Origin of the sequence: Microbacterium keratanolyticum (genome assembly GCF_016907255.1) — a bacterium.
Lineage (GTDB): Bacteria > Actinomycetota > Actinomycetes > Actinomycetales > Microbacteriaceae > Microbacterium > Microbacterium keratanolyticum.
In genome coordinates this window covers 2,350,427-2,369,478 of the sequence record NZ_JAFBBQ010000001.1, presented here as the reverse complement: position 1 = coordinate 2,369,478, position 19,052 = coordinate 2,350,427, and the positions used below count along the sequence as shown (strand labels likewise).

Annotated in this window: 17 protein-coding genes and 1 tRNA gene; 2 read left to right on the top strand and 16 right to left on the bottom strand. The window is 69.0% G+C overall.

What is annotated here, in order from left to right; genetic code table 11:
• The first annotated feature begins 9 nt into the window (after positions 1-9).
• Positions 10-1,284, top strand: coding sequence for a DUF445 domain-containing protein (locus tag JOD62_RS11440; RefSeq protein WP_204939400.1), 1,275 nt, complete (start codon positions 10-12; stop codon positions 1,282-1,284).
• A 5-nt stretch (positions 1,285-1,289) separates the two neighbouring features.
• Here the strand turns inward: JOD62_RS11440 and JOD62_RS11435 are convergent, their stop codons facing one another.
• From JOD62_RS11435 to hutH, 5 genes are all read right to left on the bottom strand, one after another.
• A complete protein-coding gene (locus tag JOD62_RS11435) occupies positions 1,290-2,615 on the bottom strand; it encodes a cryptochrome/photolyase family protein (protein ID WP_204939399.1) in 1,326 nt (441 codons plus the stop codon).
• Between the two features lie 73 nt (positions 2,616-2,688).
• Positions 2,689-3,594, bottom strand: coding sequence for an arginase family protein (locus JOD62_RS11430; protein ID WP_204939398.1), 906 nt, complete (start codon positions 3,592-3,594; stop codon positions 2,689-2,691).
• Positions 3,591-4,778 carry an imidazolonepropionase gene (hutI, locus tag JOD62_RS11425; protein ID WP_204939397.1) on the bottom strand — a complete coding sequence of 396 codons (1,188 nt, stop codon included), beginning with the start codon at positions 4,776-4,778 and terminating at the stop codon, positions 3,591-3,593. The genes JOD62_RS11430 and hutI overlap by 4 nt, the downstream gene beginning before the upstream one ends.
• Positions 4,775-6,433, bottom strand: coding sequence for a urocanate hydratase (hutU, locus tag JOD62_RS11420; protein ID WP_204939396.1), 1,659 nt, complete (start codon positions 6,431-6,433; stop codon positions 4,775-4,777). The genes hutI and hutU overlap by 4 nt, the downstream gene beginning before the upstream one ends.
• The gene (gene hutH, locus JOD62_RS11415) at positions 6,430-7,968 is read right to left on the bottom strand and encodes a histidine ammonia-lyase (RefSeq protein WP_204939395.1); all 1,539 of its coding nucleotides are present in this window, start codon (positions 7,966-7,968) and stop codon (positions 6,430-6,432) included. The genes hutU and hutH overlap by 4 nt, the downstream gene beginning before the upstream one ends.
• A gap of 52 nt (positions 7,969-8,020) precedes the next feature.
• Between hutH and JOD62_RS11410 the strand changes: the two genes are divergently transcribed.
• A complete protein-coding gene (locus tag JOD62_RS11410; RefSeq protein ID WP_271171519.1) occupies positions 8,021-8,890 on the top strand; it encodes an IclR family transcriptional regulator in 870 nt (289 codons plus the stop codon).
• Here JOD62_RS11410 and JOD62_RS11405 read toward each other — a convergent pair.
• The 11 genes from JOD62_RS11405 to galU form a co-directional block, all read right to left on the bottom strand.
• Positions 8,872-9,285, bottom strand: a complete 414-nt coding sequence (locus JOD62_RS11405; protein ID WP_204939393.1) for an SIP domain-containing protein — start codon at positions 9,283-9,285, stop codon at positions 8,872-8,874. The genes JOD62_RS11410 and JOD62_RS11405 overlap by 19 nt on opposite strands.
• 37 nt (positions 9,286-9,322) lie before the next feature.
• Complete coding sequence (locus JOD62_RS11400) at positions 9,323-10,291, bottom strand: LacI family DNA-binding transcriptional regulator (protein WP_204939392.1); 969 nt, start codon at positions 10,289-10,291, stop codon at positions 9,323-9,325.
• Between the two features lie 7 nt (positions 10,292-10,298).
• Positions 10,299-11,108, bottom strand: a complete 810-nt coding sequence (locus tag JOD62_RS11395; protein ID WP_239526656.1) for a PfkB family carbohydrate kinase — start codon at positions 11,106-11,108, stop codon at positions 10,299-10,301.
• Entirely contained in the window at positions 11,108-12,073 is a 966-nt protein-coding gene (locus JOD62_RS11390; RefSeq protein ID WP_239526653.1) for a nucleoside hydrolase, read from the bottom strand. The genes JOD62_RS11395 and JOD62_RS11390 overlap by 1 nt, the downstream gene beginning before the upstream one ends.
• Positions 12,060-14,279 (bottom strand): arylsulfatase, encoded by a 2,220-nt coding sequence (locus JOD62_RS11385; RefSeq protein WP_204939389.1) that lies wholly within the window; start codon positions 14,277-14,279, stop codon positions 12,060-12,062. The genes JOD62_RS11390 and JOD62_RS11385 overlap by 14 nt, the downstream gene beginning before the upstream one ends.
• A complete protein-coding gene (locus JOD62_RS11380; RefSeq protein ID WP_204939388.1) occupies positions 14,276-15,607 on the bottom strand; it encodes an MFS transporter in 1,332 nt (443 codons plus the stop codon). The genes JOD62_RS11385 and JOD62_RS11380 overlap by 4 nt, the downstream gene beginning before the upstream one ends.
• A gap of 136 nt (positions 15,608-15,743) precedes the next feature.
• The gene (locus JOD62_RS11375) at positions 15,744-16,352 is read right to left on the bottom strand and encodes a hypothetical protein (RefSeq protein WP_204939387.1); all 609 of its coding nucleotides are present in this window, start codon (positions 16,350-16,352) and stop codon (positions 15,744-15,746) included.
• A gap of 134 nt (positions 16,353-16,486) precedes the next feature.
• Positions 16,487-16,559, bottom strand: a tRNA-Ala gene (locus tag JOD62_RS11370).
• Positions 16,560-16,587: 28 nt separating this feature from the next.
• Complete coding sequence (locus tag JOD62_RS11365) at positions 16,588-17,451, bottom strand: hypothetical protein (RefSeq protein ID WP_204939386.1); 864 nt, start codon at positions 17,449-17,451, stop codon at positions 16,588-16,590.
• A gap of 58 nt (positions 17,452-17,509) precedes the next feature.
• Positions 17,510-18,136, bottom strand: a complete 627-nt coding sequence (locus JOD62_RS11360) for a GNAT family N-acetyltransferase (protein WP_204939385.1) — start codon at positions 18,134-18,136, stop codon at positions 17,510-17,512.
• Between the two features lie 25 nt (positions 18,137-18,161).
• Complete coding sequence (galU, locus tag JOD62_RS11355; RefSeq protein ID WP_204939384.1) at positions 18,162-19,049, bottom strand: UTP--glucose-1-phosphate uridylyltransferase GalU; 888 nt, start codon at positions 19,047-19,049, stop codon at positions 18,162-18,164.
• Between the last annotated feature and the right edge of the window lie 3 nt (positions 19,050-19,052).

Genomic DNA, 19,052 nt, shown 5'->3' with positions numbered 1-19,052 from the left:
GATAGCCGCATGCCGCGCACTCCTCTGGCACTGCTCTCTCCCGCCGATCAGGAGCGCCTGCGCGCGCTGCGCCGGATGAAGGCCGTCGCCCTGGGTGCGCTGCTCGTCATGGCGGGCGTGTTCGTCGTCGCGTTCTGGCTGCAGGGCCAGCATCCGTGGCTTGGGTACGTGCGCGCCGCAGCCGAAGGCGGCATGGTCGGCGCCCTCGCGGACTGGTTCGCCGTCACGGCGCTGTTTCGACGCCCGCTGGGGCTCCCGATTCCGCACACGGCCATCATCCCCACCCGCAAGGATGAGATCGGCCGCAGCCTCGGCGAGTTCGTCGAGACGAACTTCCTCGCATCCGACGTCGTGCGCACGAAGCTCGCGCAGACCGACATCGCGCGTCGCGCCGGCGAGTGGCTGCGGGAGGAGAAGCACGCGGAGCGGGTCGCTGCCGAGGGCGCGACGATCGCCACCGCCGTGCTGCACGCACTCAGCGACGATGACGTGCGCGATCTCATCTCCGACCTCGCGCGGGAGCACCTGCTCACGCCCGAGTGGGGGCCTCCCGCGGGTGCGTGGCTCCGGACGATCGTCGACGCGGACGCCCACCACGGTGCCGTGGACCTCGCGGTCGACTCGATCGCCCGCTGGCTCGACGCCAATGCGACCGCCTTCACCGGGCTCGTGTCGCGACGGCTGCCCGGATGGGTGCCGAAGCTGGCGCACCGCTTCGTCGATGACACCGTCTATCACGAGGCCGTGAAGTTCGTTCAGGCGGTGCAGGCCGATCCGCACCATCCCGCCCGCAGGGCCCTCGACGGGTATCTCGCGCGCCTCGCGGACAACCTGCAGCACGACGCCGCCACGCGCGCGAGGCTCGAGAACGCGAAAGCCGCACTCTTCGACAGCCCTCGCGTCGGCGCTCTCGCCGCGGAGGCGTGGAACACCGCCAAGGCGGGACTGCTCGCGGCCCTCGCAGACCCTGAGAGCGGTCTGCGCCAGCGGGCGCGGCAGGCGCTTCAGGAGATCGGTGAGAGGCTGACGACGGATGCCGCGTTGCAGACGCGCGTCGACACCTGGGTGTCCGATGCGGCGGTCTTCCTCGTCGATCGCTACCGCCACGACATCGCCTCGATCATCACCGACACCGTCGAGCGCTGGGACCCGGCCGAGACCACAGAGAAGATCGAGCTCATGGTCGGCCGCGACCTGCAGTACATCCGCCTCAACGGCACCGTCGTCGGCGCGCTGGCGGGGCTGGCGATCTTCGCCGTCGCCCACGCGATCATCCCGGTCTGAGAGGGCTACCGAGGCAGCGAGTGGTACGCCTCCAGTGCCTGCGCTCTGGTCGCTCTCAGGTCGACGATCGGCGGCAGCATGGCGCTGTCCGGTGCCCACAGCGCGACATAGCGCCCCTCGGGGTCGAACTTCTTCTGCTGGAGTTCGGGGTTGAAGACACGGAAGTACGGAGCAGCATCCGCGCCGCATCCCGCAACCCACTGCCAGTTGAAGGGGTTGCTCGCCTCGTCCGCGTCGACGAGCGTGTCCCAGAACCAGGCCTCCCCGATGCGCCAGTCGAGCAGCAGATTCTTGGTGAGGAATGACGCAGTGACCATGCGCACCCGGTTGTGCATCACCCCGGTCTGCCAGAGCTCGCGCATTCCGGCGTCGACCAGGCCGAATCCGGTCCGCCCCTGCTGCCAGGCGGAGAGAGCGTCATCGCCGTCCGTGCGCCAGGGGAAGCCGTCGAACCGGCGGTTGATGTTCTCGCGATGCAGGGGTCCCACGTGGAAAGCGGTGTGCTTCGCGAACTCGCGCCAGCCCAGCTCCGAGAGGAACAGCCCCACGTCTCCCGTGGCCCGCAGCGTCCGGTGCCAGACGGTGCGGGGGCTGATCTCTCCCCAGCGCAGGTGGGGCGAAAGCTCTGAGCAGTTCTGTTCGGCCGGGTAATCCCGCTCACCGTAGTGGGCCAGACGTTCTTCGAGAAACTCGTCGAGAGTGCGCTGAGCGGACGCCTCGCCCGGCGTCCACCGTTCGGCGAGTCCGCCTGCCCAGTCGGGCGCGGTCGGCAGCAGCTCCCAGGAGTCGAGGTTCTCGCTGCGCGGCTGCGTGGCTGCCGCGACGAGGACGGAAGGCGCGGGAAGCGGGAGGGCGGGAGCGGGAGCAGCCGTGCAGGCCCGCCAGAAGGCGGAGTAGACCTTGTAGGCGCCACCGTCCTGGGTGGCGATGGTCCATGGCTCGAACAGCACGTCGCCGGCGAACGAGCCGACGTCGCAGCCGGTCTCGCGCAATGCGATCTTGAGCGCGGCGTCATGGTGGCGTGCCTGTCCGTAGCGGCGGTTCCAGAGCACGCGCGACGCTCCGCTCTCACGCACGACCTCGGGCACGATCTGCTCTGCCGCCCCTCGCCGCAGTATGAGCGGCACGTCGCGCTCGGCAAGGGCTGCGCGCAGTGCGGTGAGAGAGTGGTGCAGCCACCACGCCGCGGCACCTCCGAGGGCGCGCACGTGCGCGGACTCGTCCTCCAGCACGAAGAGAGCCACGATGTCGTCACCGCTCTCGGCGGCGGCGTGCAACGCCGCGTGGTCGCTGAGTCGCAGATCGTCTCGAAACCACACAAGCGTCGTCATCACCCCATGCTAATCAGCACGGTGCAACGTCGATGAGCACGGCCCCGGGGCTCCACGCCCGGAGCGCGAAGCGTCAACGCCGGGCGAGGCCCGCCAGCAGTTCGAGCACGCACAGGGCCGCGAGGCGCACGGTGCGTGCATCGTCGGCATCGGCGGTGGCATCGACCTCGGCGATGTCGGCGCTCACGATCCGCCGATCCTCGGCGATCGCCCGCACGAGCGCACGCAGCTCCCACGCCTGCAGCCCACCCGGTACGCTTGCCGGGCATCCCGGGGCGACAGCACGGTCGGCAGCATCCACATCGATGTCGAGGTGCACCCGCGCGTCAACACCGGCTCCGGCGATCTCGACGGCTTCGGCCACGACATCCGTGACGCCGCGACGACGCAGTTCGTCGAGCGTGATGACGCGGATGCCCCAGTCCGCGGCGCGCCGCGCGTATGCCGCCGAGTTCGCGAAATCCGCGATGCCGATCTGCACGATCCGTGTCGGATCGATCCGCTCGCCGTCCGGAGCGTCCTGCACGAGGCGGCGCACGGGTGATCCGTTGGAGACGCCGTCGCGCAGATCGAAGTGCGCATCGATCGTGAGGAGACCGGATGCTCCGGCTCCTCGTGCCACCGGGTAGGTCAGCGAGTTGTCACCGCCGAGGGCGATCACGAGGCCCGCGTCGTGCGCGAGAGAGCGCACTCTGCCAACGGTCTCGGCGATCCCGTCCTCCCCGTCGGGGTCGGTGATGTCGCCCGCATCCGTGACACGAAGAGCCTCGGTGAGGTCGAGGATCGGCGGGCCCATGAGGGTCGCGCTGTAGCGCGGAAGCGCCTCGCGGATCGCGGTGGGCGTCGCATGCGCGCCGGTCGGCGAGAGCGACGAACGCCACGTGGGAACGCCCAGCAGCACAGCATCCGCCCGCTCTCCCGGCGTATGCGCGGGCCAGCCACCCGCGCGCGGCCAGAGCTCGTCGCGCGACAGACTCATGCGGCACCTCCCCCGGCGGCGCCGCGCGAGCAGACGCCGTCTTTCCAGACCTTCGTGACGAGCGGCACACCGGGACGGTAGGCGAGGTGCACGCGACTCGGTGCCACCAGCATCGCGAGATCTGCCCGCATCCCCGCAGCGATCACACCGATGTCGTCCCGTCGCAGGGCTCGCGCGCCGCCCGCCGTCGCCGCCCAGACGGCTTCGGACGGCGTCATGCCCATATCGCGCACGGCTACCGCGATGCAGAACGGCATCGACGAGGTGAAGCTCGATCCGGGGTTCGTATCGCAGGCGATCGCGACGGTGACGCCCGCGTCGATCAGTCGACGCGCATCGGGATACGGCTGGCGCGTCGAGAACTCGACGCCGGGCAGCAGGGTGAGCACCGTGTCGGAAGCGGCGAGCGCGGCGACATCCGCGTCGGTGAGGTACGTGCCGTGATCGATCGATGCCGCGCCCAGCTCGACGGCGAGCTGCACGCCCTCGCCGGGTCCGAGCTGGCTGGCGTGCACGCGGGGCACGAGCCCGCGGGCCATGCCCGCTTCGAGAACACGGCGTGACTGCGGCACGGTGAAAGCGCCGGTCTCGCAGAACACGTCGATCCACTTGGCGTGGGGGGCGCAGGCATCGAGCATGGGGCCGGTGACGAGGTCGACATACTCGTCCGCGCGGTCGGCGTATTCGGCGGGCACGACGTGGGCTCCGAGGTACGTCACCTCCGGGGTGACCTCGGCGGCGAGACGCACGAGACGCTCCTCCGTCTCGACATCGAGCCCGTAGCCGCTCTTGATCTCGACGGTCGTCGTGCCCTGCGCGCGCATCTCTGCGAGGAAGCCGCGCAGGCGCGCACGCAGTTCGTCATCGCTCGCGGCGCGCGTCGCGGCGACGGTCGAGCGGATGCCGCCCGCGGCATACTTCTGCCCCGCCATGCGCGCTTCGAACTCGGCGGCACGATCGCCCCCGAACACGATGTGACTGTGGCTGTCCACAAAGCCGGGAAGGACGGCTCGGCCTGCGGCATCCACGACCTCGTCGGCCGCGGGGGCATCCGACGCCTGCCCCACCCACGCGATCCGCTCGCCGTCGATCAGCACCGCGGCGCCATGCAGCGTGCCGAGCAGGTCGTCGCCGGTCGCGACATTCGTCGTCAGCTCGCCGATGTTCGTGAGGAGGACGCTCATAGCATCGGCACCTTCAGGCCGCGCTCGCGAGCGATGTCGCGGGCGTGCTCGTAGCCGGCGTCCACGTGGCGCATGACCCCGGTGCCCGGGTCGTTCGTGAGCACCCGTTCCAGCTTCTCCGCGGCGAGCGCTGTGCCGTCCGCCACGGTCACCTGTCCCGCGTGGATCGAGCGTCCGATGCCGACGCCACCGCCGTGGTGCAGCGACACCCAGGACGCCCCCGACGCCGTGTTGAGCAGCGCGTTGAGCAACGGCCAGTCGGCGATCGCGTCGGAGCCGTCCTTCATCGCCTCCGTCTCGCGGTACGGGGATGCGACTGATCCCGAATCGAGGTGATCGCGGCCGATCACGATCGGCGCCTTGAGCTCGCCCGAGGCGACCATCTCGTTGAACTTCAATCCCGCGAGGTGGCGCTCCTTGTAGCCGAGCCAGCAGATGCGGGCGGGCAGGCCCTCGAAGTGCACCTTCTCGCCGGCCTTCGCCAGCCACCGGTGCAGGGCGGCGTCCTCCGGGAAGAGCTCCGCGATCGCCCGGTCGGTCTTGTAGATGTCCTCCGGGTCGCCCGACAGCGCCGCCCAGCGGAACGGGCCGCGGCCCTCCTCGAACTGGGGGCGGATGTACGCCGGCACGAAGCCAGGGAAGGCGAAAGCCCGCTCGAAGCCGCCGAGCTTCGCCTCCGCACGGATCGAGTTGCCGTAGTCGAAGACGGCCGCACCCCCATCCTGAAAAGCGACCATCGCCGCGACATGCGCCGCCATCGATTCCCGCGAGCGACGCGTGAACACCTCCGGGTCGCGCTCGGCTTCCGCCTTCCAGTCAGCGACTGAGATGCCGATCGGCAGGTAGGCGAGCGGGTCGTGGGCGCTGGTCTGATCGGTCACGATGTCGATCGGGACGCCCCGTCGCAGCAGCTCGGGGAACACCTCGGCCGCATTGCCGACGACGCCCATCGAGAGCGCTTCCCCGGCATCCTTCGCTGCAATAACCCGTGCCACCGCGTCATCGAGCGAGGTCGTGTACTCGTCGAGGTAGCCGTGATCGACGCGGCGGGCGAGGCGGGTCTCGTCGACGTCGACGATCAGCACGGCGCCGTCGTTCATCGTCACGGCGAGTGGCTGGGCACCGCCCATCCCTCCGGCACCACCGGTGAGGGTCAGCGTGCCGCGCAGCGACTCTCGCCCGAGCGACCGGGCGACGGCGGCAAAGGTCTCGTACGTGCCCTGCAGGATGCCCTGCGTGCCGATGTAGATCCACGAGCCCGCGGTCATCTGGCCGTACATCATGAGGCCCAGCTCCTCGAGCCTGCGGAACTCCGGCCAGGTGGCCCAGTCCCCCACGAGGTTCGAGTTCGCGATCAGCACCCGCGGTGCCCACTCGTGCGTGCGGAAGACGCCGACGGGTTTGCCCGACTGCACGAGCAGCGTCTCGTCGGGTTCGAGCTCGTCGAGCGTCCGCACGATCGCGTCGTACGCCTCCCAGCTGCGCGCCGCGCGTCCGGTGCCGCCGTACACGACGAGGTCCTCGGGGTGCTCGGCGACCTCGGCGTCGAGGTTGTTCATGAGCATCCGCTTGGCGGCCTCGGCACCCCAGCTCTTCGCGGTGCGCTCGGGGCCGCGGGCGGCGCGGATGCTGCGGCGATCGACGTTCTCGGTCATGCGATGTGCTCCTTTGCGACGCGGGCGACGGCGCCCGACAGAACGAGTTCGGTGACGGCTTCCATCTCGGGCGAGAGGAAGCGGTCGGGTCCAGGGCCCTCGGCGACGGTGCGGACGAGGTCGCGCACCGCTCCCGTGGCGGGGCCGGCGAGGAGCGGGGCGCGCAGGTCGAGGGCGCGAGCTCCCGTCAGGATCTCGATCGCGAGCACCCGGCCGAGGCCGTCGATCGCGCGGCGCAGCTTGCGCGCAGCCGCCCACCCCATCGACACGTGGTCCTCCTGCATGGCGGACGAGGGGATCGAGTCGACGGACGCGGGCGTCGCGAGCCGCTTGAGCTCGGAGACGATCCCGGCTGCGGCGTACTGGGCGATCATGAGACCGGAGTCGACGCCGATCTCATGCGCGAGGAACGGCGGCAGTCCGTGGTTGCGAGCCGGGTCCATGGCGCGGTCGGTGCGTCGCTCGGCCACGGATGCCACGTCGGCGACCGAGATCGCGAGGAAGTCGAGGACCGCCGCGACGGGCGCTCCGTGGAAGTTGCCGTTCGACTGGACGCGACCGTCGCTGGTGACCACGGGGTTGTCGATGACCGAGGCGAGCTCGCGGCCGGCGATCATCGCGGCGTGCGCCATCGTGTCGCGGGCGGCGCCGTGCACCTGGGGCGAGCAGCGCAGCGAGTACGCGTCCTGCACCCGGCCGTCTTCCGGCCCCTTGTGGCTGGCGACCATCGGCGACGTGCCGAGGAAGGCGCGCAGGTTCGCCGCGCTCTCCCCCTGCCCGCTCTGCGGTCGCAGCGCCATGAGGTCGGCGGCGAAGACGGCGTCCGTGCCGAGCTGGCTCTCGATCGACATCGCCGCTGCCAGGTCAGCGGTCGTGAGCAGCATCTCCAGATCGTGCAGTGCCAGCACGAGCATCCCGAGCATGCCATCGGTGCCGTTGATGAGGGCGAGTCCCTCCTTCTCGAGCAGCACGAGCGGTTCGATGCCCGCGGCCTCGAGAGCGGTGGATGCCGGGACGAGCGCGCCGGACGCATCGCGCACGTCGCCCTCGCCCATCGCGGCCAGTGCGATGTGCGCGAGCGGGGCGAGATCACCCGAGCATCCGAGCGAGCCGTACTCGCGCACGACCGGGGTGATCCCCGCATTGAGCATGGCCGCGTAAGTCTCGACGACGAGCGGACGCACTCCCGTGTGCCCGGAGGCGAGGGTCTGCAGGCGCAGCAGCTGCAGCGCGCGTACGACCTCGGTCTCGACCTCGGCACCTGTGCCTGCGGCATGCGAGCGGATGAGGCTCGCCTGCAGCTGGTGACGACGCTCCGGGGCGATGAAGGTGGTCGCGAGCGCGCCGAATCCGGTCGAGACGCCGTAGTGCGGCACGGGATCGACCGCGAGCGACTCGATCACAGCGCGCGCCTGTGCGACGCGAGTGAGGGCGTCAGCGTCGAGCGAGACAGGGGCGTTGTGGCGAGCGACGGCGACGACGGCGGCGGGAGGCAGCGGGGCGGCGCCGACGAGAACGGGAGCAACTTCGGTCATGGCTTCATTCCACCGTGGCGGCTTTCCCGCCAACAGGCATCCATGGCATTCTGTGTCTGTGATCCCAGACAAGAGCGATGAGGGCGCACCGGGACGCCCGCAGGTACCGGCGGCGGATCAGACCCTGCGCATCCTGCGCCATCTCGCACGCCGCCCGGGCCCCGTCGCCGCGTCAACACTCGCCCGCGAGCTCGACATCCCGCGTTCGACCGTCTATCACCTCCTCGCGACGCTGGAATCCCACGGTTTCGTCGTCCACCTCACGCAGGAGCGACGTTGGGGACTGGGCACGGCGGCGTTCGAACTGGCCGGAGGCTACGCGCGACAAGAACCCCTCGCCCGCCTGGGCCGACCGCTTCTCGCAACGCTCGCCGACCGACTCGGCGAGAGCGCGCACCTCGCGGTCATGAGCGGCCGGGACGTGCTCTACATCGTCGAGGAACGCGCGATGCGCCGCGCGGCGCTGGTCACGGATGTCGGAGTGCGCCTGCCGGCGCACCTCACGGCGACGGGGCGTGCGATGCTCGCAGCACTCCCCCGCCCACAGGTGCGCGCGCTGTACCCGGATGCTTCGGCGTTCACCCTGCGCACGGGGCGCGGCCCCACGCGCCCCTCCGAGCTGCGGGAACTGCTGCGTGCCGTGCGCACCGCGGGGTACGCCTCTGAGGACGGGGAGGTCACCGACGGCTTCTCCTCCGTCGGAGTCGCCGTGCACGACCACACCGGGTGGCCCGTCGCCGCGATCGCGGTGACCTGGGAGACCCCCGTCGATGCGTCGACGGACGACCGTGATGTGACGGAGATCGTCGCGGAGATGAAAGATCGCGGCCGAGAGCTGGAACGCAGCATCGGATCGGGTGCCGTAGGGCTGCGCTCGGACGCGTCGCCCCGCGCGCCCGGTCGTCAGCGGGGACTGTCGTAGTGCGGATGATGGACGTGCAGCATCGGCAGGCGCGCACGTAGGTCGCGGTAGAGCAGGTCCACACGGCCGCTCGCCGTGCATCCGATCCAGATCACGTATGGCTCTTCCGCGGCGTCGGCATCCGGCATCCACTCCTGCAGCCAGACATCGATGACTCCCGCAGCCAGGGCCCCGTGATCGTGGACACTCCCCCCGCGGCGCACCCGCGAATCACGACGCAGCCAGGTGAGCACCATGCCCTCCGGCATGGCCAGCGACGGAAGAGGCTTCGCCCCGTCGACCTCGATGTAGACCTGCCCGTAGGCGTCGACCGGCAGACGGCGCAGGATCGTGTGGATCATGGCGATGTCACCCTCATCGCCGACGAGCAGGAAATGGGTGCGATCTCTGACCATGCCACCAGCATGGCATAGTTAGGGCAGGCTTACCTAACTATGACGGGAAGGACTCCCGCCCGGTGTACACCGGACGGAGAACACGCGGTTCGACCTGCGTGCCGTCCAGCAGCGCTGCCATGAGCCGCACCATCTCGCGCCCCGTCTCTTCCGGAGGCACCGCTGCCGTCGAGAAGGCCGGTGTCACATGGGCCGCCAACGGCACCTCTTCGCAGACGATGATCGGCAGTTGTCGACCGATCGCTGCGAGTGCCGACATCGCGCCGAGTGCCATCGGTATCGTCGTGACGACGAGCGCATCATGTTCGGGGCTGAGAGCGTGCACCGCATCGGCCGCGCGCGAGAAGGAGTAGCCCGCTTCGATGACGGTGGCCTCCCCCGCCCCGAGGACGAGCTGTCGACCGATCGGTCCATGCTTGTCGCCGAGCAGCAGGGCAGGACGCTGCGCACCCGCAGCGGCCAGCTTCTCCAGAGCGAGGCGGGGTGCCTCTGCGTGCTCCGTGCGAACGAAGGCGATCCCCTCGACGCCGAACTGCTCGACGCCCGTGACCACGGCGAGCCCCTGAGCGCGCGCATCCGCCACCGCGTCTGCCACAGCCGCGGTGGAGATGTCATCTGCGGTCGCGATGATCAGGCCGTCCACGCCCTGTCGCGGCAGCTTGCGCAGCACCGACTCCAGCCGTGCCGTGCTGTGCCCGAGGTCGTAGAGCATGACTCCGAGCCCGCGCTCCTCTGCGGCTGCCGCAACCGCCTGGGCGAGACTGCCATGGAACGGCTGCGAGATGTCGCCGACGAGGAGCGCGATGACACCGGTGCGGCCGCTGCGCAGACCCCGCGCAAAGCTGTTCGGCGCGTAGTTCAACGCCTCCGCCGCGTCCTGCACACGCTTCAAGGTGTCGGGTGAGACGCGATCGGGCTCGTTGAGCACACGGGAGACCGTCGTCCGCGAGACTCCCGCGCGTCGCGCCACGTCGAGGATCGTCGCACTCTCGGAAGGCTTGCTCACGGTGTGATCATACTGAACGCCACTGCTGAGCGCCGTGACGCAGACAGGCCTCACTCGCCGCGGCGACGGCGTGCTCCAGCGCCTCCTGCCGTGTGCTCCCGCGTGCGAGCATCGCCGCCAGGGTGCCGGCGAAGCGATCTCCCGCACCCGTCGTGTCGACCGGCTCGATACGAGGAGCTGCGGCACTGAGGCCACCCCATCGCGCCCCGGCTCCCCCCGCAGTGATGCAGAGAACATCCGCGGAGACGACATCGCCGAGCTGCTCGGCCTCGATCTCGTTGACGATCACGACGTCCGCGAGCGCGAGCACATCCGTGCGCGACTCCCGCCACGGCGAGGGGTTGATCAGCACCGTGGCGCCACGACGGGAAGCCCGCGCCGCGACCTCGGCGTTCACCGCGTCCGGCAGCTCGAACTGCAACGAGACCACATCCCCCTCGCGCAGGTCGAGGGCGTCGAGCTGTGCGGCCCGCACCCGTCCATTGGCACCCTCGACGACGATGATCGAGTTCTCACCGCGATCGTCGACGACCACTGATGCCGCCCCTGTGCCGATGTCCGTGCAGCGCTGGACACCGGAGACGTCGACGCCGCCGGCCTGAAGGTGCCGCAGGTAGCGTGCGCCGTCGTCGCCGACCGCGCCGACGAAGACCGTCTCCGCACCGGCATCCGCCGCGGCAGCGGCCTGGTTGCCGCCTTTGCCGCCCGGCACGCTCTGGGCACCGAGCGCATGCACGGTCTCGCCCGGCCGAGGGTGGCGTACGACCCGCAGAACCGTGTCGATGTTGAGCGAGCCGACGACGATGACGCGCCCCATCAGCACACCGCGTCGAGGAACAGCCGCGCGTAGCGGTCGCCATCCACCTCGAGAACCACGTCGATGTTGCCCTGCGCGTCCTTCGTGACCTCGCCGCCCGCTCCGAGCCCGGAGCGGAGATCCACGACCGTCTGCCCGCGCGTCTGGACATCGTGCAGCGCCACGGACACAGGGGCACGCCGCACCGTGACGCCTGCGGGGTCGATGACGGCGCACACGGCGCCGGCATCGCCGATCGCGGCACCGGAGGGATGCACGATGCGCGCCTCGTCTTCTGTGACCTGCGCCAGGTGCCGAAGCAGCGCTCCCACCGTCGCCCCCACCGGATCCGTTGCGCCGTCGAACGACGCGATCGTCTCGGCGTCGCAGCACACCCGGTAGAAGGGCTCGAGCCCGTACATCGTGGTCGGCACTCCGCTGCGCACGACGATGTCGGCCGCCTCGGGGTCGTGCCAGATGTTGAACTCGGCCGCGGCCGTCGCGTTGCCTGCTCCGACGGCCCCTCCCATGAAGAGGATGCGCTCGATCTTGTTCGTCACCTCAGGGTGCATCCGCAGCAGCACGGCGATGTTGGTCAGCGGTGCGAGCGCGATGATCGTCAGAGGCTCGTCGGCGTCCATGAGCGTGCGGCGCAGAAGCTCGACCGCGTGCACGGGCACGGGACTCATCGTGTGCGCAGGGAACCGGAGATCGGCGACACCGTTCTCGCCGTGAACATAGCTGGCGTCGCGGGCGGGCTCGATGAGCGGCGCGCTCATCCCGGCGGCGACGGGGATGTCCTCCCCACCTGCCAGCGCGAGCACGCCCAGGGTGTTCTCCACGACCTGCGCGAGCGGCACGTTGCCGCCGACACAGGTGACGGCCCGCACGTCGAGTGCCGGGTGCCGCACCGCGAGCAGCAGGGCGAGTGCGTCGTCGATCCCGGTGTCGACGTCGAGGATGACGGGGATGCTATTCGCTGGCAAGGAGAACCTCCGCGTACTCGGCGGCATCGTCGGCCGCCGGATGCACGATCATGTCGATCCGGTCCAGGATGCGCGCGGGCAGAGCGAAGGGCGCTGCCACACGCGAGCTGAATGTGCTGTTGGGGATGTGTGCGACATCGAGTCCCCAGAAGGAGAGGTGGCTCGAGTACCGCGGGATACGCGCGTCGTTGACGGCCTCACCGTCGATGAAAAGCTGCACGGTCACGGAGCCGTCGTCGGCGGTGCGAAGCCGGAAGGCCAGCTCCGATACGGACGATTCGGGAAGCTCAGCACGCACGAGCACGGTCTCGCCGAGATGTCCGTGCTCGAAGCACAGGGCGCCGTCCTGCAGCGAGAACAGGTAACCACCCTGAGCGTTTCCACTGGAGAGCAGCGTGCCGTTCACCGAGCGGGCGAGCGGCGAGACGTGTGCGGTGACGTCGATGTTCCGGTTGGATCCGGTGATCGCACTCGGATACGGGACGTGAGACTGCCCGGGGCGCAGCGTGATGTGCGTCTGCGCGAACAGCCCGATGGGACCGCGCTCCTCGATCAGCTCGCGTAGGGGACGATCATCCAGCGGGAAGACATCGTTGCGACCTGCTTCGCGCCACCACAGCTGCTGCAGCATCTGCAGCCGTTCAGGATGCTCCGCCGCGACGTCCCGCGACTCGGAGAAGTCTGACCGCGTGTCGTACAGGCGCCAGGCATCCGCCTCGTACGGCACGCCGGCCACGTGCGCGGTCACCGCCTTCCAGCCGTCGTTCCAGATCGCCCGGTGCCCGAGCGTCTCCCAGTACTGCGTCTCGCGGCCGGCGACAGCAGCCGGATCGGTCATCCCTGCCGCGACGCTCTCGCCGTCAACACCGCGCTCCGGTGCAACACCGAGCATCTCCAGCAGCGTGGGGGTGACGTCAACGGCGTGCACGAACTGCTCCCGCACGCCGCGCATGGCTTCGCCCGCTCCCGGCCAGGAGACGATGAGCGGCGAGCGCACACCGCCGAGGTCGACGAACTGCTTGTAGTGGCGGAAGGGGGTGTTGCCCGCCATCGCCCAGCCCTCCGGGTAGTGCGCACCCCCGGTGAGCGAGCCGAGCTCGTCGAGCAGCGGGATCTGCTCGGCGGGCGTGCGGCGCACTCCGCTGTAGGGGGCGTTCGTGTCGACATCGCCGGTGGGGCCGCCTTCGCGGCTTGCGCCGTTGTCGGAGAGCACCAGCACGATCGTGTCGTCGGCGACGCCGAGCTCGTCGAGGGTGGCGAGCACACGCCCGACCTGTGCGTCCGCGTGCTCCAGGAATCCGGCGAACGCCGCCTGGAGGTGGGTGTAGACGTGCTTCTGCTCGTCGTCCAGCTCGTCCCAGGGCAGCACGCCGTCGTTGCGCTCGGCGAGGTTCGTGCCTTCGGGAACGATGCCCATGTCAATCTGCCGCTGCAGGCGATCGATACGCGTCTGGTCCCAGCCCTTCGTGAAGACCTCGACGTACTTGTCGATGTACTCGCGCGGCGCTTGGAACGGTGCGTGCGTGGCCCCCATCGCGAACTGGAGGAAGAATGGCGCGTCGGGGCGGAACGTCGTGTGATCGGTGACGAGGCGGATCGCCTGGTCGGCGAGATCCTCGCTGAGGTGGTACCCCTCACGCTGAGGAACCGGAATCGCGTGATTGTCCGCGTAGAGCTCGGGCTCATACTGGTCGACGCACCCGTCGAGGAAACCGTAGTAGCGGTCGAACCCGCGGGCGAGCGGCCAGTTGTGGTGCGGGCCCGCGGGGGTGATCTCGTGCAGAGGTGCGAGGTGCCACTTGCCCACGAGGTACGACGCATAGCCGTTCTCCCCGAGGATCTGCGGCAGCAGACGCACGTCGTCACGGATGCTGCCGCGGGAGTTCGGGAAGCCGGTGTCGGTGTCGGCAAGGAAGCGCATGCCGATCGAGTGGTGGTTCCGACCGCTCAGCAGTGCCGCACGGGTGGGTGAGCACAGCGGGGTCACGTGGAAGCGGGTGAAGCGCACGCCGCCCTGCGCCAGGCCATCCAGGGTGGGCGTGTGGATCTCCGAGCCGTAGCATCCGAGATCGCTCCAGCCGGTGTCGTCGAGGATGACCATGACGACGTTGGGCTTCTTCGTGCCGTTCGTCGAGGGCCACCACGGCGTCGACTCCGCGACGGTGGTGCGGACGGTGCCTTCGAAAGCCGGAATAGACGCGCTCATGCGGCATCCGCTCCGATCGTCGGGCGCGCGGCGCGCGGCTGCATCTTGACGGTGCTCGTGGCGATCAGTGCGGCGATCGCGATGATCAGCATGTAGAGCGACACCGACCAGGTGGCGCCGTCGGTCGCACCGGTGAGCGCCTGCGCGATCAGGGGGCCGAAGCCGCCACCGAAGACCGTACCGATCTGGAAGCCGAGCGACATGCCCGAGTAGCGCACCTCCGCGGGGAAGAACGCGGCGAACAGCGTCGCCTGGCCCGAGAACAGCCAGCCGACCAGGATGCCGCCCACGCCCATGGCGATGAACAGCCCGACGACGGTCTCCGTGCCGATCAGCAGGAACATGGGGAAAGCCCAGAGCGCGAGCCCGACCAGACCCATCATCACGACGCGCTTCTGACCGATGCGATCACCCAGCATGCCGGCGAGCGGGGTGGTGATGAGGTTCATGACCGAGGAGAAGATGTTGGCCAGCAGCACGATGGTGGGGTTCATGCCGAGCACGCCCGACGCGTAGCCCAGGATGAATACACCCTGGATGAGACCGAGGGTCGTGTCGCTCATGTGGATGAGGATCGCGGTGACGATCTGCTTGGGGTACGTGCGGATCGCCTGCCAGACCGGCTGCTTGACCTTGGTGCCGGTCTTCTTGATCATGTCGAACTCCGGGGACTCCGCCACCTTGAAGCGCAGGAAGAGGCCGACGAGCAGAAGCAGCGCGCTCGCGAGGAACGGGATGCGCCAGCCCCAGCTGAGCAGCTGCTCCTGAGTGAGCGTCGCCGTGAGCAGCGCGACGCTTCCCGACGAGAGGATCACACCGACCGGCGCACCGGCCTGAACCAGGCTTCCGTAGAGGCCCTTCTTGTGGGCGGGTGCGTGCTCGACAGCGAGCAGCGCTGCGCCACCCCATTCGCCGCCGATGCCGATCCCCTGCAGAATGCGCAGGAAGACGAGCAGCAGCGGAGCGGCGAGGCCGATCTGTGCGTAGGTCGGCAGCAGTCCGATGAGGACCGTGACGACGCCGGTGAGCAGGAATGTGAACAGCAGCAGCGGCTTGCGCCCGATGCGGTCGCCGAAGTGGCCGAGCAGGATCCCGCCGAGCGGGCGCGCGACGAAGCCGACCGCGAAGCTGGCCAGCGACAGCAGCGTGGAGACGGCGGCGTTGTCGGAGGGGAAGAAGAGCTGACCGAACACGAGCGCCGACAGCGTCCCGTACACGAAGAAGTCGTAGTACTCGAGAATCGAGCCGATCGTGCTCGCGGCGACCGCTGTGCGAGCGGTGCGGGCGGAGCTCTGTCCCGCGGGTGCCGATACTGCCGTGCTGTTCATGGTTCTCCTCATCGAAAGTGAATCAGCAATTCAAGAATGGAATCGATTCCTGGAATCGATTCCATTGATGATAGATCACACGGTCGGCACCGTCCAGCCGGGATCGGTATATTCCGCCGTGCTCCGACAGCGGGGATCAGCGAATGGCAGTCCTCTCGACCCGCGCGAGCGCCGCATCGATGTGCGCGATCAGTTCCTCAGCGGTGCGGTGATACTCCTCGATCGCCGAGGAGAGCCGAGCCCACCCGTCTTCGGAGGCATCCGGCTGCGTGAGCATCCGGGCTTCCGCGTCCACACGATCCAGCTCCGTCGCCACGAGGGCGATCGAATCCATGATGTCCTCGACATCCGCGCTCGACGACAGGAAAGACGACCAGCGCGCCAATGCCCCGATCAGCCGATCCCGCTCTCGCTCCGACGCCTCGCGCAACGCACGCAGCGCAATGCGGTCGCGCCGCGGATCCGGAAGTCGACGCTCACGCCGCTCCTCGTGCGGATCGCTCAGTCGGCGACGGAAATCGCCCAGCGCCAGACGTGTCACCGGCTCCCAGCGCTCGTGGGCCGCCCTCGCGATGAAGCGATCCACGATCAACGCCGTGAACGTGAAAGTGACCAGTCCGCCGGCGAGCCCGGAGATGACGACGTACTTCTGCCAGACATCCGTTGCGAGGTCCACCCAGATGATGAGCGCTGCGACCAGAAGCGCCACTCCGCCGACGATGATCCGCCACCCACGCACGCTCATGGCACCTGACCATAGCCGAGTTCCTCAGACCGCGAGCCCCCAAGGCGCGTCTCGACTCTCGGCGCGGAGGCGCGTCCCATAAGAAAAGAAGCCCCGCACGAATGCGGGGCTTCTTTCACTGTCTCAACACAGTGTGGACCTAAGGGGATTCGAACCCCTGACCTCCTCGATGCGAACGAGGCGCGCTACCAACTGCGCCATAGGCCCGTGAACCTCAGTTAGGTTATCACGCCCATCACCCTGCGACGCGACGCTCAAGCAGCTGGCGCACGTGCGCTTCGATCTCTTCGTCGTCGACGAAGCCCATCGTCGCGTACGGCGAGGTCGCTTCTGCCGCGGGAGCCAGCACGGCAGGCGCCTGCGGGGCCATCTCGGCCGCGCGACGCTGGAGTTCCTCGGCACGCGCCGCACGCACGGCAGCCTCACGTGCTTCGATGGCAGCACGCGCGGCCTGCGCGCGCGATCCCGCCACGGAGACCATGGGCTGCGGCAACGAGCGAGGCGTCCATTCCGGGCGCCCCTGATCATGCAGCGGCGGCGCGACCCGTTCGACGGCGACGGGCAGTGCTGCCTTCTCCTGATGCGCGCGACGCGCGATCTTCGACGCCACAGATGCCATCCGCTGCAACACCACGGCGCTGAGCACCGTGACGCCCGCGCCCACCCAGAGCGCGACGGATGCTCCGGCGACGACGAGCTGCCAGATGCCGAGTCCCACCGCCGTCAACCCGAGAACGAGGAAGACGGTCGCGGTCATGCGCGTGTGACGGCGCGCGCGAGCCTGTCGCACCGCCGGATCAGCCCGCGTCGCAGCGAGCTCTTGACGTAGCTTCTCAAGCTCGGCGGCTTCACGTTCAGACTGAACGCGCTTGGCCAGACGCTGCTGCGCGAGGGCCGTGCGGGCCGTGAGCTCCAGGCGAACCTCCTCCGGAGTCTCGCTGGTCTCCGCGAGGACACGCAGGGCCCGGTTCAGGCGCACCGCATTGCGCTCTGCCGCCTCGAACTGGTGCCGACCTCGCCACGAGGGCAGAAAATACAGCACCCAGAGGAGCACAGCGACGAGGACGATCACGCCCCCACTCAGCACTGGCCCATCCATACGTCCACGGTATGGGACAACACCCCTCGTCTGCCAACAGGCGCCTCGCGTGTCGCGCTCAGCGGGGCAGATCCGCGGGCGGAACAGCGGAAGCATCCGCCGGCACCTGCCCAGCCAGCCAGCGTGCGAGCACACCCTGCGGCACATCTTCCTTCACGAGCGCGAAGGCAAGGTGATCCCGCCAGTCACCGTCGATGTGGATGTACCGCCGACGCACGCCCTCATAGCGGAAGCCGAGCTTCTGCACGACTCGCACGCTCGCGGCATTCTCGGGACGAATGCAGATCTCCATCCGATGCAGGTCCAGCTCGGTGAAGGCCAGGTCCGTCGCCAACGCGACCGCTGTCGGAGTGATCCCCCGGCCGGCGAAACGCTCGCTGACCCAGTAGCCGATCGTCGCAGAGCAGAGGGAGCCCCGCGCGACGCCCCAGATGTTGAGCTGCCCCGCGACCTCACCCTCGTACTCCATGACGAAGGGATACCCGCCGCCGTCACGGTATTGCTGCAGGAGGCGGCGGATGCTGACCCGCATGTCGAAACCCACCTGGGCTCCCGGAAGCGTCGCCTCCCATCGGTGCAGCCAGGCACGGTTCGACAGCAGCTCCTGCTGCAGCACCCGCGCGTCGCGCGTGCGCACGAGGCGGATGCTGATCGCGCCATGCTGGCGAGGTGCAAGAGCGTCCACGGTCCGCCTTTCTCCGCTCCGGCTCTCAGAGAGTCTGAGCGAACTCCTTCAGCCAGGGGCGGAGGTCTTCACCGAGGTCGTCTCGGTCGGATGCCAGCTGCACGATCGCCTTGATGTAGTCGACGCGGTCGCCGGTGTCGTATCGACGTCCGCGGAAGATCACGCCGTAGACGCCAGGGCCCGCCGGATCGGCGGCGAGCTCCTGCAGCGCATCGGTCAGCTGGATCTCTCCGCCCTTGCCCGGCTCTGTGCGCTCGAGGATGTCGAAGACGGCGGGGGGAAGCACGTAGCGTCCGATGACGGCGAGGTTCGAGGGCGCCTCTTCGGCGGCGGGCTTCTCGACGAGCCCGGTCACGCGGACGAAGTCGTCCGTACCCGTGGCTTCCACCGCGGCCGCACCGTACAGGTGGATGCTGGAGGGGTCGACCTCCATGAGCGCGATGATCGTCGCTCCGGTCTCGACGTGCTTGTCGAGCATGGTGGTCAGCAGTGGGTCGCGCTCGTCGATCAGGTCGTCGCCGAGGAGGACAGCGAAGGAGCTGTCGCCGACGTGGGTGCGGGCGCGCAGGACCGCGTGGCCCAGGCCCTTCGGCTCACCCTGGCGGACGAAGTGGATATCGGCGAGGTCGCTGGACTTCATGACGCGCTCCAGGCGACCGGTGTCGCCCTTCTGCTGCAGCTTGACCTCGAGCTCAGGCACGGAGTCGAAGTGGTCGGAGATCGCGTTCTTGTTGCGCCCGATGATCACAAGAATGTCTTCGATGCCCGCTTCGACGACCTCCTCCACCACATACTGGATGGCTGGCTTGTCGACGACGGGGAGCATCTCTTTCGGCATCGCCTTCGTTGCCGGGAGGAACCGCGTTCCGAGCCCTGCAGCGGGGATGACGGCCTTGATCTTGTGTGAACCCATGGC